This is a genomic window from Streptomyces sp. NPDC051243 (genome assembly GCF_044455405.1).
GTDB lineage: Bacteria > Actinomycetota > Actinomycetes > Streptomycetales > Streptomycetaceae > Streptomyces.
This window is the reverse complement of sequence record NZ_JBITES010000006.1, coordinates 282,147-295,595: the sequence shown is the minus strand read 5'-3', so window position 1 is coordinate 295,595 and position 13,449 is coordinate 282,147. Positions and strand designations below refer to the sequence as shown.

The 13,449-nt window shown below is 69.9% G+C and carries 9 protein-coding genes; 1 reads left to right on the top strand and 8 read right to left on the bottom strand.

Going from position 1 to position 13,449, the window contains the following annotated elements; all coding sequences use genetic code 11:
* Window positions 1–31: 31 nt before the first annotated feature.
* From tpiA to uvrC, 8 genes are all read right to left on the bottom strand, one after another.
* On the bottom strand, window positions 32–808 hold the full coding sequence (gene tpiA, locus ACIBAG_RS17580; RefSeq protein WP_345009979.1) for a triose-phosphate isomerase: 777 nt from the start codon (window positions 806–808) through the stop codon (window positions 32–34).
* Window positions 809–813: 5 nt separating this feature from the next.
* On the bottom strand, window positions 814–2,025 hold the full coding sequence (locus tag ACIBAG_RS17575) for a phosphoglycerate kinase (RefSeq protein WP_399105916.1): 1,212 nt from the start codon (window positions 2,023–2,025) through the stop codon (window positions 814–816).
* A 144-nt stretch (window positions 2,026–2,169) separates the two neighbouring features.
* A complete protein-coding gene (gene gap, locus ACIBAG_RS17570; protein ID WP_399105914.1) occupies window positions 2,170–3,177 on the bottom strand; it encodes a type I glyceraldehyde-3-phosphate dehydrogenase in 1,008 nt (335 codons plus the stop codon).
* A gap of 229 nt (window positions 3,178–3,406) precedes the next feature.
* Entirely contained in the window at window positions 3,407–6,361 is a 2,955-nt protein-coding gene (locus ACIBAG_RS17565) for a M14 family zinc carboxypeptidase (protein ID WP_399105912.1), read from the bottom strand.
* Between the two features lie 151 nt (window positions 6,362–6,512).
* The gene (gene whiA / locus ACIBAG_RS17560; protein WP_031477421.1) at window positions 6,513–7,502 is read right to left on the bottom strand and encodes a DNA-binding protein WhiA; all 990 of its coding nucleotides are present in this window, start codon (window positions 7,500–7,502) and stop codon (window positions 6,513–6,515) included.
* Complete coding sequence (gene yvcK, locus ACIBAG_RS17555; protein ID WP_399105909.1) at window positions 7,493–8,560, bottom strand: uridine diphosphate-N-acetylglucosamine-binding protein YvcK; 1,068 nt, start codon at window positions 8,558–8,560, stop codon at window positions 7,493–7,495. The genes whiA and yvcK overlap by 10 nt, the downstream gene beginning before the upstream one ends.
* Entirely contained in the window at window positions 8,557–9,591 is a 1,035-nt protein-coding gene (rapZ, locus tag ACIBAG_RS17550) for an RNase adapter RapZ (RefSeq protein ID WP_399105907.1), read from the bottom strand. Before rapZ ends, yvcK begins: the two co-directional genes overlap by 4 nt.
* Window positions 9,588–11,747: an excinuclease ABC subunit UvrC gene (gene uvrC / locus ACIBAG_RS17545; protein WP_399105905.1), complete on the bottom strand. Its 2,160-nt coding sequence runs from the start codon at window positions 11,745–11,747 to the stop codon at window positions 9,588–9,590. The genes rapZ and uvrC overlap by 4 nt, the downstream gene beginning before the upstream one ends.
* Window positions 11,748–12,483: 736 nt before the next feature.
* Here uvrC and ACIBAG_RS17540 point away from each other — a divergent pair.
* Window positions 12,484–13,440 (top strand): hypothetical protein, encoded by a 957-nt coding sequence (locus tag ACIBAG_RS17540; protein WP_399105903.1) that lies wholly within the window; start codon window positions 12,484–12,486, stop codon window positions 13,438–13,440.
* Window positions 13,441–13,449 lie beyond the last annotated feature (9 nt).

Genomic DNA, 13,449 nt, shown 5'->3' with positions numbered 1-13,449 from the left:
AAGGGTACGACGTATCGCCGCTACCGCATACTCACTGGTCGCGGAACCGCACGATCTTGACGAACTCGTCGGCGTCCAGCGAAGCACCGCCCACCAGGGCGCCGTCGATGTCGGCCTGCGCCATGATCTCGGCGACGTTGCCGGACTTCACGGAGCCGCCGTACTGGATGCGGACCTTGTCGGCCACGTCCTGCGAGTACAGCTCGGCGAGCTTGCCGCGGATGGCGGCGCAGACCTCCTGGGCGTCCTCGGCGCCGCAGACCTTGCCGGTGCCGATGGCCCACACGGGCTCGTAGGCGATCACGATGGTCTCGGCCTGCTCGGCCGGGAGGTCCTTCAGACCGCCCTCGACCTGGGCGAGCGTGTGCGGGACGGCGTTGCCGGCCTCGCGGACGTCCAGCTCCTCGCCGACGCACATGATCGGCGTGAGGCCGTGCTTGTAGGCGGCCTTGACCTTGGCGTTGACGATCTCGTCGGTCTCGGCGTGGTACTGGCGGCGCTCGGAGTGGCCGATGGCCACGTACGTGCACTTCAGCTTGGCCAGCATCGGGCCGGAGATCTCGCCGGTGTAGGCGCCGGAGTCCTGGGCGGAGATGTCCTGGGCGCCGTACTTGATCTTCAGCTTGTCGCCGTCGACCAGGGTCTGCACGGAGCGCAGGTCGGTGAAGGGCGGCAGGACGGCGACCTCGACGGCCTCGTAGTCCTTGTCGGCCAGGGCGAAGGCGAGCTTCTGGACGTGGGCGATGGCCTCGAGGTGGTTGAGGTTCATCTTCCAGTTGCCCGCCATCAGCGGCGTGCGCGTGCTCATCTAGGTCAGTCCTCCAGTGCGGCGAGGCCGGGGAGCGTCTTGCCCTCGAGGTATTCGAGGGAGGCGCCGCCGCCGGTCGAGATGTGGCCGAATGCGTTCTCGTCGAAGCCCAGGGTGCGTACGGCCGCGGCGGAGTCGCCGCCGCCGACCACGGTGAAGCCCTTGGATTCGACGAGGGCCTGGGCGACCGCCTTGGTGCCCTCGGCGTAGTCGGGGTGCTCGAAGACGCCCATGGGGCCGTTCCAGAAGACGGTGCCGGCGTCGGCGAGCTTCGAGGCGTACAGCTTGCGGGTCTGAGGACCGATGTCCAGGCCCTCCTGGTCGGCCGGGATGGCGTCCGCGGCGACGGTCGTGGGGTTGGCCGGTGCCTTGGTCTTCAGGTCCGGGAACTCGGTGGAGACCAGGACGTCGACCGGCAGGACCAGCTCGACGCCGTTCTTCTCGGCGCGCTCCATGTACTCGGTGACGGCCGGGATCTGGTCCTCCTGGAGGAGGGAGATGCCGACCTCGTAGCCCTTGGCCTTGAGGAAGGTGTAGGCCATGCCGCCGCCGATGAGCAGGCGGTCGGCCTTGCCGAGCAGCTGGTCGATGACGGCGAGCTTGTCGGAGACCTTGGCGCCGCCGAGCGCGACGACGTACGGCCGCTTGACGTCCTCGGTGAGCTTCTTGAGGACGCCGACCTCGGTGGCGATGAGGTAGCCGGCGTAGTGCGGCAGGCGGGCCGGGAGGTCGTACACGGAGGCGTGCTTGCGGTGGACCGCGCCGAAGCCGTCTCCGACGTAGACGTCGGCGAGGGAAGCGAGCTGGTCGGCGAAGGCGGCGCGCTCGGCGTCGTCCTTGCTGGTCTCGCCTGCGTTGAAGCGGAGGTTCTCGACGACGGCGACCTGGCCGTCGGTCAGGGCCGCCACCGTGGCCTGGGCGGACTCGCCGACCGTGTCCGTGGCGAACTTGACCTCCGCGCCTAGCAGTTCACCGAGGCGCGCGGCGGCGGGCGCGAGGGAGAAGGCCGGGTCCGGGGCGCCCTTGGGGCGGCCCAGGTGCGAGGCGACGACCACGCGGGCGCCCGCCTCGGCCAGCGCCTTGACGGTGGGCAGGACGGCGCGGATACGGCCGTCGTCGGTGATGGTGGTGCCGTCCAGCGGCACGTTCAGGTCGGCGCGGACGAAGACCCGCTTGCCGGCGACGCCTTCGGAGAGAAGTTCGTCGATCGTCTTCATGTAGGGGACTCCTGAGAAGGGCTCGTGTTCGCTCGGAAGCGCTCGTGATCCAACAGGTCTGATCTGCACGTGAGTCAGGGCTCGGGCGACGCGTCCCTGCGCCGCCCGAGCCCTGCACTCACATCAATGTGCCTGCTCTGGATATCAGAGCTGGTTGCCGACGAAGACCGTCAGGTCGACGAGGCGGTTGGAGTAGCCCCACTCGTTGTCGTACCAGCCGATGACCTTCACGTTCTTGCCCTCCTGGACCATGGTCAGGGAGGAGTCGAAGGTGCAGGACGCCGGGGCGTTGACGATGTCGGAGGAGACGATCGGGTCCTCGGTGTACTCCAGGATGCCCTTGAGCTCGCCCTCGGCGGCCTTCTGGAAGGCGGCGTTGATCTCTTCCTTGGTGACCTCGCGGCCGAGCTCCAGGACGAGGTCGGTGACCGAGCCGGTCGGGACCGGGACACGCATCGCGATGCCGTCCAGCTTGCCCTTGAGCTGCGGGAGGACCAGCGCGGTGGCCTTGGCGGCACCCGTGGTGGTCGGGATGATGTTCTCGGCGGCGGCACGGGCGCGACGCAGGTCCTTGTGCGGGAAGTCCAGGATGCGCTGGTCGTTGGTGTACGCGTGCACCGTCGTCATCAGACCCTTGACGATGCCGAAGTTCTCGTCGAGGACCTTCGCCATCGGCGCCACACAGTTGGTGGTGCAGGAGGCGTTGGAGATGACGTGGTGGTTCGCCGGGTCGTACTTGTCGTTGTTGACGCCCATCACGATGGTGATGTCCTCGCCGGAGGCCGGAGCCGAGATGAGGACCTTCTTGGCGCCGCCGGCGATGTGCTTCGCGGCGTCGTCCTTCTTGGTGAAGATGCCGGTCGACTCGATGACGATGTCGACGCCCAGCTCGCCCCACGGGATGTCGGCGGGGTTGCGCTCGGACAGGACCTTGATGGTCTTGCCGTCGACCGTGATGGTGTCGGCGGTGTGGGAGACCTCCTGCTTGAGGCGGCCCAGGATGGTGTCGTACTTGAGCAGGTGGGCGGTGGTCGCGGTGTCACCCAGGTCGTTGACAGCCACGATCTCGATGTCTGCACCCTGCTCCAGCAGCGCGCGGAAGTAGTTGCGACCGATACGACCGAAGCCGTTGATGCCTACGCGGATCGTCACGAACCGATCTCCTCGTTGGTACGCCGGCCATGCGGTGCCGGCGAGCTCTGTTTGGGATGTCCCCGACCGCCTACGACCCTACCTCTCTGAGGCCGCCGCGGTGACATCCAGATGCCCCATACACGGCACGGCGGTCCGTACCCGCCAGTAGGGGTACGGACCGCCCTGGTTTGAAGCCCGGATCACTCGATTCGGTCACGGTGCGTTGTGCACTGTTGACCTCGGCGTGTCACTCGTCAAGTGAGTCGAGGGCCCTTCCGATGAGCGCCGCACGGTCGGCCGCCGCGGGGACGTGTTCCAGGCCGAAGCCCAGGAGCACGGTGTCGTCCGTGGTGACCGCGCCGTAGGTCTGGAACAGCGCTCCGGTGCGCGCCCAGTCCTTGAGCACGGCCGGGCTGCCCGCGGGCGGTCCGGTCACGCTCCAGGCGCCGAGCGACGTCTCGAAGCCCTCGGTCTGCGTCGCCGTGCCGCCGACGACGAGCGAGGCCTCGTCGGCGAGGACGCCGCGACCGCCGAACGCCGGGTCGCTGACGTAGGCGATCGAGACCTCGACGGTCTTGCCGGCGTACGCGCTCAGGTCGTACTCGACCTGCTTCCAGCCCTCGGAGGCGCCGGTGAGGGCGTGCCACGAACCGGTGCTGCCGCTGGCGGTGCAGCCGCTGGTGGACACGGTGAGGTAGTGGGCCAGCCAGGGGTGCTCGCCCACGTAGAACCCGGCCTCACAGTCCGCCGGCACGGTGTTGCTGCCGGCGCCGCCCGCCTCGGGGAGCGTCGTCCAGTCCTCGGCCCCGGTGGTGTGAGCCTCCACCAGGACGTTGTCGTAGCCGGGCTCGACATCCCACAGCAGCTGGGTGCGCAGCGTGGGCTTCTGGGCCGCGGTGACCCCGGTGAGGTCGACGGTCCTGGTGAGCCGCTTGTAGGCGTCGTCGGTGTGCACGGCGGCCGCCATGTGGGAGCCCGCGTAGGGTCCGTACGGGTTGACGGTTCCGGCGAACTGGCCTGCGCCCGCGCTGGCGAACTGCGGGTACGTGTCGGTGGGCAGCTCGTCCGAGGTGACGCTGTAGCTGCCGGCCTTGTCGAGCGGGTTGCCGGTGGCGTCGCCGAGCGCTCCGGTGAAGCCGCCGAGACTGCCGGAGCCGTTGAAGCCGGTCGCCCCGGGGAGCGACGTACGGGAGTAGGCGCCCAGGTAGTACTGGCTGAAGTCGTCCGACAGGTTGCCGCCGCCGAGGTCGACGTTGCCGCCGGCCTCCTCGCCCGCCTCCATCAGCTTGCCGCCCTCGTTGAGGTAGGCGCGCAGCTGGAGCTGGGTGGCGTTACCCGGGACGCTCGCGCCCGTGTAGTGGACGACGGTGTCGAAGTGGCCCAGCACACCGAGCGCGTCGGGCGCGCCCTGCGTGGCGACGTCCCACACGATCGCCCGTTGGCCGTTGGCCTTGAGGGCGTCGACGTACTTCTGCGCGTGCGTGGCGGTGGCGCCTTCCTCGGCGACCACGAGGACGTCCGCGCGCGGCCGCTGCGCCACGGTGTACGTGAAGTGCTCGCTGGAGACGGGCTTTCCGCTCCGCGTCTCGCCGGTGAACCACACCTCGACCTTGTCGCCCGGGTCGCCGTCGGCGACCTTGGCCCGGTACTCGTCGAAGTAGAGGTTGTCCTCACCGCCGTACGTCTCGCCGCCCTTCCAGGGCCGGAGCGCCATGTCCTCCGTACGGCCGCCGTTGACGCGGTACTTGAGCTCCTTGTCGCGCACGGACTTCCGTACGACGACGGAGACCTCCTGGTCCGCGCCGCGGGAGTAGGACGTGGTGAACGGCGCCGGGGTGAAGTCGGCGGCGCTGAGGCCGACCGATGACTTCGGCTGGTCGGGCCTTGCGGCGGACTCGGCGACGGAGAGCGCGAAGGGCACGTTCTTGGCGAACTCGTCCTGGATCAGCTTCTCGTCGTCCGGGAAGTTGAAGACCGACTGGCAGTCCCGCGCGTTCCACTGGTCGTTCGGGTCGATGTTCGACGCGGTCTGGCAGGTCGACATCTCGGGCGTGAACATCGCGATGCCGTTGACGTTCGCGGAGTGACCGTCGGTCTCGCCGTTGGTCGTGTAGAGCTCCGAGGAGACCTGCGGGTGGTAGCCGGGGACCGCGGGGTTGTCCGGCGTGCCGGCGAGGGCCTTGTACAGGACGTCGTCCGGGGTGTCGGTGGCCACCTGCCAGCCGACGCCGTAGAGGATGAGCTCGGCCGCGGAGTGGTAGTTGATGCCGTAGTCGAATCCGATACGGCGCTGGAAGGCGTCCAGCGCCTTCGTCTCGGGCTCGGATGCGGGGGACGCGCCGCGGTAGGTCTCGCTGGTGGGGTTGGGGGACGAACCCTCGTCGTCGTAGCCCCACTTGTAGGCGAAGTTGCGGTTGAGGTCGACGCCGTCTCCGGTGCTGATGGCACCGTCGCCGTTGATGTCCCGCAGGTTCTTGCGCCACAGGCGCGTGCTGGAGTCCTTGAAGGTGTGGTCGTAGCCGTCGGGGTTGGCCGATATGACGAACCACAGCTCCGTCGTGTCGACGATCTTCTTGACGCGCTTGTCCGTCTTGTAGTTGTCCAGGTAGTAGTGCATCAACCGCCGGGTCATCTCCGGCGTGATCCACTCACGCGCGTGCTGGTTGGAGAGGTAGAGGACGGAGGGCTTGGAGCCGTCCTTCGTCGTCCTGGCGTTCTTGGTGAGCTTGACGGCCAGGATGTCCTGGCCGTTGATCGTCTTGCCGATGGAGACGACCTTGGTGAGGCCGGGGTTCTCCTGCCCGGTCCGGACGATCTCCTCCTTGATGCCCCCGCTTCCGCTGTACGGGCGGTACACGCCCTCCGCGGCCTTCTCGGTGCGGGCCTCCGCCTGGGCGGAGAGGTCGTGCTCGGTGAGCTCGACTCCCTGCTTCTCGAGCTTCTTGGCCTGGTCGTCGGTGAGATAGACCTCGACGGTGGCCGTGCCCTTCTCGGGCGCCTGCTCACTGAGTTCGTGGCCGTCCTGACCGGCCGCCAGCAGCAGGGGTACCTGCTTCTTGGTGACCTCGGCCCGGAAGACCTTGACTTCGCTCGGGTCAGTTTCTTGTGAACTTCCCGGTTGTGCCTGGGCGATGGGTGCGATACTCGCTCCGCCTATCAGGAGCGCACCGGCAGCGAGGATCGATCTCGCTCTGGGTCTCATGAACCCCCCTAGCAGTGTTTCGCCACAGCGACGAATAGCTGCCAGGCTCATGCCAGTTCAGGGCCCAGTCAAGAGTGCCGCAAAGACTGACAAACACTGGTGCCGACGTCCCAAGTGGACGTCGGCACCGATGTGTTGAGGATCCTTCGCGTCAGCCCGCGAGGTTGTCCGCCAGTTCCTCGGAGAGGTTGGCCTCCGTGCCCGGGATGCCCAGGTCCTGGGCCCGCTTGTCGGCCATGGCCAGCAGGCGGCGGATGCGGCCGGCCACGGCGTCCTTGGTCAGCGGCGGGTCGGCGAGCGCGCCCAGCTCCTCCAGGGAGGCCTGCTTGTGCTCCATGCGCAGGCGTCCGGCGGCGGCGAGGTGCTCGGGGACCTCGTCCGCGAGGATCTCCAGGGCACGCTGGACACGGGCGCCGGCGGCGACGGCCGCACGGGCGGAGCGGCGCAGGTTGGCGTCGTCGAAGTTGGCGAGCCGGTTCGCGGTGGCGCGGACCTCGCGCCGCATCCGGCGCTCCTCCCAGGCCAGTACCGACTCGTGCGCGCCGAGCCGGGTGAGCAGGGCGCCGATCGCGTCGCCGTCGCGGACGACCACGCGGTCCACGCCGCGCACCTCACGTGCCTTGGCGGCGATCGACAGCCGGCGGGCGGCGCCGACCAGGGCGAGCGCGGCCTCGGGGCCCGGGCAGGTCACCTCCAGGGAGGACGAGCGGCCGGGCTCGGTCAGCGAGCCGTGCGCCAGGAAGGCGCCACGCCAGGCCGCCTCGGCGTCACAGGTGGCCCCGGAGACCACTTGCGGGGGCAGACCGCGGATCGGCCGGCCCCGGCCGTCGACGAGCCCGGTCTGGCGGGCCAGCTGGTCGCCCCCGGCGACCACGCGCACGACGTAGCGCGATCCGCGGCGCAGTCCACCCGGCGCCATCACGATCAGCTCGGAGCTGTGGCCGAAGATCTCCAGGATGTCCCGCTTGAGCCGGCGGGCCGCCATCGCGGTGTCCAGCTCCGCCTCGATCACGATGCGTCCGCTCACCAGGTGGAGGCCGCCGGCGAACCGCAGAATGGCGGAGACCTCCGCCTTCCTGCAGCAGGTCCGGGTGACGGGGAGCCGGGAGATCTCATCCTTCACCGCTGCCGTCATCGCCATGGGCCGATCCTTCCATGCATCCGAAAAATACGGTCGTACGCGGCGGCGAGGAGCTCCGGGTCGTGCCGGGGCGTCCCGTCCGTCCGGGCCACCGGGGCCAGCTCGACCGCGGCACCGAGCCGCTTGGCCGCCTCGGTGAGGACATCGCGATCGGGCACGGCGGCCTCGTCGGCCAGCACCACGTCCAGGGCGAGTTTAGGGGCGTGTCGTCCCAAAACCTCCAAATGACGCTGCGGGGAGAAGCCTTCGGTTTCTCCGGGCTGCGGGGCGAGGTTCAGGGAGAGTACCCGGCGCGCCTTCGTCTCGGTGAGGGCGTCCAGCAGCTCGGGCACGAGCAGGTGCGGGATGACCGAGGAGAACCAGGAGCCCGGACCGAGCACCACCCAGTCCGCGTCCCGGACGGCGGCGACGGCCTCCGGGACGGCGGGCGGGTCGTGCGGCACGACGTGCACCGACTGCACCTCGCCGGGAGTGAGGGCGACGTTGGCCTGGCCGCGGACGGTGTCGATGTCCTCGGGCCGGTCCGGGTCGTGCCCCTTGACCAGGGCCTGGAGCTCCAGGGGCACGGCGGACATGGGCAGCACGCGCCCGTGCGCGCCGAGCAGCCTGCCGACCAGGTCGAGGGCCTGGACATGGTCGCCGAGCTGCTCCCACAGGGCGACGATCAGCAGGTTGCCCACCGCGTGGTCGTGCAGATCGCCCTTGGAGTGGAAGCGGTGCTGGGTGACCCGGGCCCAGGTCTGGCCCCAGTCGTCGTCGCCGCACAGCGCGGCCAGCGCCTTGCGCAGGTCGCCGGGCGGCAGCACGCCCAGCTCGTCGCGCAGGCGCCCGCTGGAACCGCCGTCGTCGGCCACGGTGACGACGGCGGTGAGGTCGCCGGTGATCCGGCGCAGCGCGGCGAGCGAGGCGGACAGGCCCATGCCGCCGCCGAGGGCGACGACCTTGGGCTGGGTGCCGCGGCGGCGCGGCTTGGCACCGCGGGCCTCGGCGGGCCGGCCGGCGCGCGACTCGGGCACCGCCCGGCGCAACCTGCTCAGCCGCGGAGTACGTCCCGTCATTCCCGTCCCATGTCCCGGTGCACGACCACCGTCTCCACGCCCTGGGAGGCAAGGCGTGCCGCGAGCTTCTCGGACGTGGCGACCGAGCGGTGCTTGCCCCCGGTGCAGCCGACCGCGATCGTCACGTACCGCTTGCCCTCACGACGGTATCCGGCCGCGATCAACTGCAGCAGTTCGGAGTACCGGTCGATGAACTCCTTCGCGCCGGGCTGGTTGAAGACGTACGCCGACACCTCCTCGTTGAGGCCGGTGTAGGGGCGCAGCTCCGGGACCCAGTGCGGGTTGGGCAGGAAGCGCATGTCCACGACCAGGTCGGCGTCGACCGGCAGGCCGTACTTGAAGCCGAAGGACATGACCGTGGCCCGCAGCTCGGGCTCCTCCTCGCCGGCGAACTGGGCGTCCATCTTGGCCCGCAGCTCGTGCACGTTGAGGCTGGAGGTGTCGATCACCAGGTCGGCGTCGCCGCGCAGCTCGCGCAGCAGTTCACGCTCGGCGGCGATGCCGTCGACGATACGGCCGTCGCCCTGGAGGGGGTGCGGGCGGCGCACCGACTCGAAGCGGCGCACCAGGGCGTCGTCGGAAGACTCCAGGAAGACGATCCGGCGCGTCACACCCCGGATGTCCAGATCGGAGAGGGACTCCCTGAGGTTGTCGAAAAAGCGCCGGCCGCGGACGTCGACGACCACCGCGATCCGCGCCACGTTGCCCTGGGAGCGGGCGCCGAGCTCCACCATGGTGGGGATCAGCGCGGGCGGGAGGTTGTCGACGACGAACCAGCCGAGGTCCTCCAGACACTTGGCGGCCGTCGAGCGACCCGCCCCGGACATGCCGGAGATGATCACCAGCTCGGGGATGGCCGCTTCGGGGACCCCGGCTGTGTCGATGCCCGTACTCACCTGTGCTCCGTCTTCCTGGGGTGCGTCCTGCTGGGTGAGATCTTCGCCGGTCTTCTTGTGTGTTTCCTGGGCTGCGTGCGCCTCGCGGGCTTGCTGATCTCGCTCGGCTGTCGGGTGTGTCTCGTGCTCGCTCATCTCTCCTGCCCCCGTCGTTCGTCCGGGGCGCCCGCGGACACGGGCTCCCCCGAGGTCTCCGCCGTCGTTTCGGATTCCTCGTCTTCCATGATCTCTCCAGTCGCCGTGTTCACAGCGGGTGCGGCCGGGGCCGCCTGGGCGAGGGCCACGGCGATCGTCTCGGCCGTCTTCCGACCTATGCCCGGGACCTCGCAGATCTGGTCGATTGTCGCGGACCGCAGCTTCTTCACCGAACCGAAGTGCTTGATCAGCGCCTGCTTGCGGGTCTCGCCGAGGCCGGGCACGTCGTCCAGCGGGCTGGAGCGGAATCGCTTGGTGCGCTTGGTGCGCTGGTAGGTGATCGCGAAGCGGTGGGCCTCGTCCCGGACACGCTGGAGCAGATAGAGGCCCTCGCTGGTGCGGGGCAGCACCACCGGGTCGTCCTCGCCGGGCAGCCAGACCTCCTCCAGACGCTTGGCGAGACCGCAGACGGCGATGTCGTCGATGCCGAGCTCGTCGAGAGCCCGCTGGGCGGCCGCGACCTGCGGCTGGCCGCCGTCGACGACGACGAGCTGCGGGGGGTAGGCGAAGCGCTTGGGGCGGCCCTCGTCGTCCTTGAGGCCATGGCCTGGAGGGGCGGAGGAGGTGTCGGTGAGGGGGCCGGAGGAGGTGTCGGTGAGGGGGCCGGAGGGGGTGAAGCCGTTGTCAGGACTGTTGCCGCCGTCGGAGGAGGCGTCGGTGAGGGTGCTCTCGCCGTCGGCCCACTCACCCGTCCGCTCCTTCTCGGCCAGGTAGCGCTTGAAGCGGCGGGTGATCACCTCGTGCATGGAGCGGACGTCGTCCTGGCCCTCGAAGCCCTTGATCTGGAAGCGGCGGTACTCGCTCTTGCGCTGCAGCCCGTCCTCGAAGACGACCATGGAGGCCACGACGTCGTCGCCCTGGAGGTGCGAGATGTCGTAGCACTCGATCCTTAGCGGGGCGCTGTCCAGGTCGAGGGCGTCGGCGATCTCCTCCAGGGCACGCGAGCGCGTGGCCAGGTCGGAGGCGCGCTTGGTCTTGTGCAGAACGAGGGCCTGCTGGGCGTTGCGCTCCACGGTCTCCATGAGGGCGCGCTTGTCCCCGCGCTGCGGGATGCGCAGCGAGACGTTGGAGCCGCGGCGGCCCGTGAGCCACTCCTGCACGGGCTCCAGCGGGTCGGGCAGGGCCGGGACGAGGACCTCCTTGGGCACGGCGTCCCCGCTCTCCTCGCCGTAGAGCTGCTGAAGGGCGTGCTCGACCAGGGCACCGGTGGTGATCTCCTCGACCTTGTCGGTGACCCAGCCGCGCTGGCCGCGCACCCGCCCGCCGCGCACATGGAAGATCTGTACGGCCGCCTCGAGCTCGTCCTCGGCGACCGCGATGAGGTCGGCGTCGGTCGCGTCGGCGAGCACGACCGCGTTCTTCTCCATGGCCTTCTTCAGGGCCTCGATGTCGTCGCGCAGGCGGGCGGCCCGCTCGTACTCCATCTCCTCGGCCGCCGCCATCATCTGCTTCTCCAGGCGGCGCAGATAGGTGGCCGTGCGGCCGGTCATGAAGTCGCAGAACTCCTCGGCCAGTTCGCGGTGTTCCTCGGCGGAGACGCGGTCCACGCAGGGGGCGGAGCACTTGCCGATGTAGCCGAGCAGGCAGGGGCGGCCGGTGCGGCGGGCGTTCTTGAAGACGCCGGCCGAACAGGTTCGCACGGGGAAGACGCGCAGGAGGAGGTCGACGGTGTCCCGGATCGCCCATGCGTGCGCGTACGGCCCGAAATAGCGGACGCCCTTCTTCTTGTGACCGCGCATCACCTGCACCCGTGGGAACTCCTCGTTCATCGTCACCGCGAGGTACGGGTAGCTCTTGTCGTCGCGGTACTTGACGTTGAACCGTGGGTCGTACTCCTTGATCCAGGAGTACTCCAGCTGCAGGGCCTCGACCTCCGTGGACACCACGGTCCACTCCACGGACGCGGCCGTGGTGACCATCGTGCGGGTGCGGGGGTGGAGTCCGGCCAGGTCCTGGAAGTAGTTCGCCAGGCGCTGGCGCAGGCTCTTCGCCTTCCCGACGTAGATCACCCGGCGGTGCTCGTCACGGAACCTGTACACCCCGGGAGAGTCCGGGATCTGTCCCGGCTTGGGGCGGTAGCTGGAGGGGTCGGCCATGTCTCACACCCTACTGGCGAGCGGTGACAGTCCGGCGGGCTGTGGATGACGGCGCGGGGTGCGTGGTGCGGGGTTATCTGCGGGGCAGCGGGGATACGGGGCAGTCTGCCGGGGGCGGCGTAAGGGGCTGTGGGGCAGTCTGCCGGGGGCGGCATACGGGGATGCGGGAGCGGTTTGGGGGATGCGGGAGCGGTTTGGGGGATGCGGGAGCGGTTTGGGGGGTGCGGTCCCGACGCTCGGGACGCGGAGGGCGGGAGTGTGCCCTTGAGCGGCGTCGGGGTCGGGTGATCGGCGTCGCGGGTCAGCGCCAGGTGATCAGCGTCGCGGGGTCAGCGCCGGGTGATCAGCGTCGAGGGTCGGCCTCGCGGGTCGGCGTCGCGGGTCGGCGTCGCGGGTCGGCGTCGCGGGTCGGCGTCGCGGGTCGGCGTCGCGGGTCGGCGTCGCGGGTCGGCGTCGGGTGATCGGTGCCGGGTGATCGGTGCCGGGTGATCGCGGGACGGCCACGGCCGCTTGAGGCAGCGAAGCGCGGGACGGGGGCGCGACTCGGTCAGACAGCGTCCCTGTTGGACATCAGGTGTTGTCGGGACTTGGTCAACACGCTTCAATGCGGGGGAACTCGGGGCCGTGAACGACGGCGTACGGATGTGAAGACCCCTGCCGTGCCGACGGGGTGGCCCCGACGAGCCGCGCGAACGGTCCGACCAGCCGTTGTGAACAACCACAGAAAGGCCCCTGCATGCCGCACGCCACACAGCACGCGGACATCCCCGCCGTCGCCACCGCGGAACTGGACACGGCCCTGCGAGGCGGCCCCTTCCACGTCGCCCTGCGTGCCGCGATAGCCGCCCGGGGACTGCCGCTGCAGCGCGTGCAGCACCATCTGTCCCGTCGTGGCGTGAAGGTCGGCGTCACCAGCCTGAGCTACTGGCAGCAGGGAGCGCGCCGGCCCCAGCGCCCCGAGTCGCTGCGGGCGGTGCGGGCCCTGGAGGAGATACTCCAGCTGCCGGAGGAGTCCCTGATCCGGCTCCTCGCCGAGACCGGCGATCACTCCACCCTCCAAAGGCCAGCGGCCCGCTCCTACCGTTCCCTGGTGGAGGCGTCGGGCGTCCTGGATCAGCTGCTGGCCGAGCTGGACTGTCCTGTCGACTGCGGCGTCCACACCCTCGCGCACCACGAGCGGGTCCGGATCGGGCCGCGCCGAGAGCTGGCGGGACGCGAGTCGCACCACATCGTGCGCGCCCACAAGGACGGCGTGGACCGCTTCGTGGCGGTCCACCACGGCGACCCGGGGTGCACGCCGGAGCACATGACCGTGCACGCACTGGAGAACTGCCGCACCGGACGGGTCCGTTGGCACCACGACACCGGTGTCCTCGTGGCCGAGCTGCTCTTCGGCACGCGTCTACGGGCCGGCGACACCTACCTCTTCCGCTACGGCGTCGAGGACGGCACGGCCGACGTGTCCCGCGAGTACGCCCGCGGCTTTCATCTCGCGGGCGGCCAGTACGCCCTCCAGGTCCACTTCGCGGAGAACGCACTGCCCATCCGCTGCCACCGCTTCGCCCAGCACTCGGCGGCAGCGCCCCGCAGTGGCCGCCAGGGACTGGCACTCAGCGGCCTGCACCGTTCCGTCCACCTTGTCGAGCCACGGGTGCGGACGGGGATCGTGGGCATCGGGTGGGAGTGGGACTGAGGCGCTGCT

Bases quoted from the DNA above. Each gene is read 5' to 3' on its own strand.
- ACIBAG_RS17575 (WP_399105916.1), bottom strand. From the start codon at position 2,025: ATGAAGACGATCGACGAACTTCTCTCCGAAGGCGTCGCCGGCAAGCGG.
- ACIBAG_RS17565 (WP_399105912.1), bottom strand. From the start codon at position 6,361: ATGAGACCCAGAGCGAGATCGATCCTCGCTGCCGGTGCGCTCCTGATA.
- yvcK (WP_399105909.1), bottom strand. From the start codon at position 8,560: ATGACGGGACGTACTCCGCGGCTGAGCAGGTTGCGCCGGGCGGTGCCC.
- rapZ (WP_399105907.1), bottom strand. From the start codon at position 9,591: ATGAGCGAGCACGAGACACACCCGACAGCCGAGCGAGATCAGCAAGCC.
- ACIBAG_RS17540 (WP_399105903.1), top strand. From the start codon at position 12,484: ATGCCGCACGCCACACAGCACGCGGACATCCCCGCCGTCGCCACCGCG.
- uvrC (WP_399105905.1), bottom strand. From the start codon at position 11,747: ATGGCCGACCCCTCCAGCTACCGCCCCAAGCCGGGACAGATCCCGGAC.
- whiA (WP_031477421.1), bottom strand. From the start codon at position 7,502: ATGGCGATGACGGCAGCGGTGAAGGATGAGATCTCCCGGCTCCCCGTC.
- tpiA (WP_345009979.1), bottom strand. From the start codon at position 808: ATGAGCACGCGCACGCCGCTGATGGCGGGCAACTGGAAGATGAACCTC.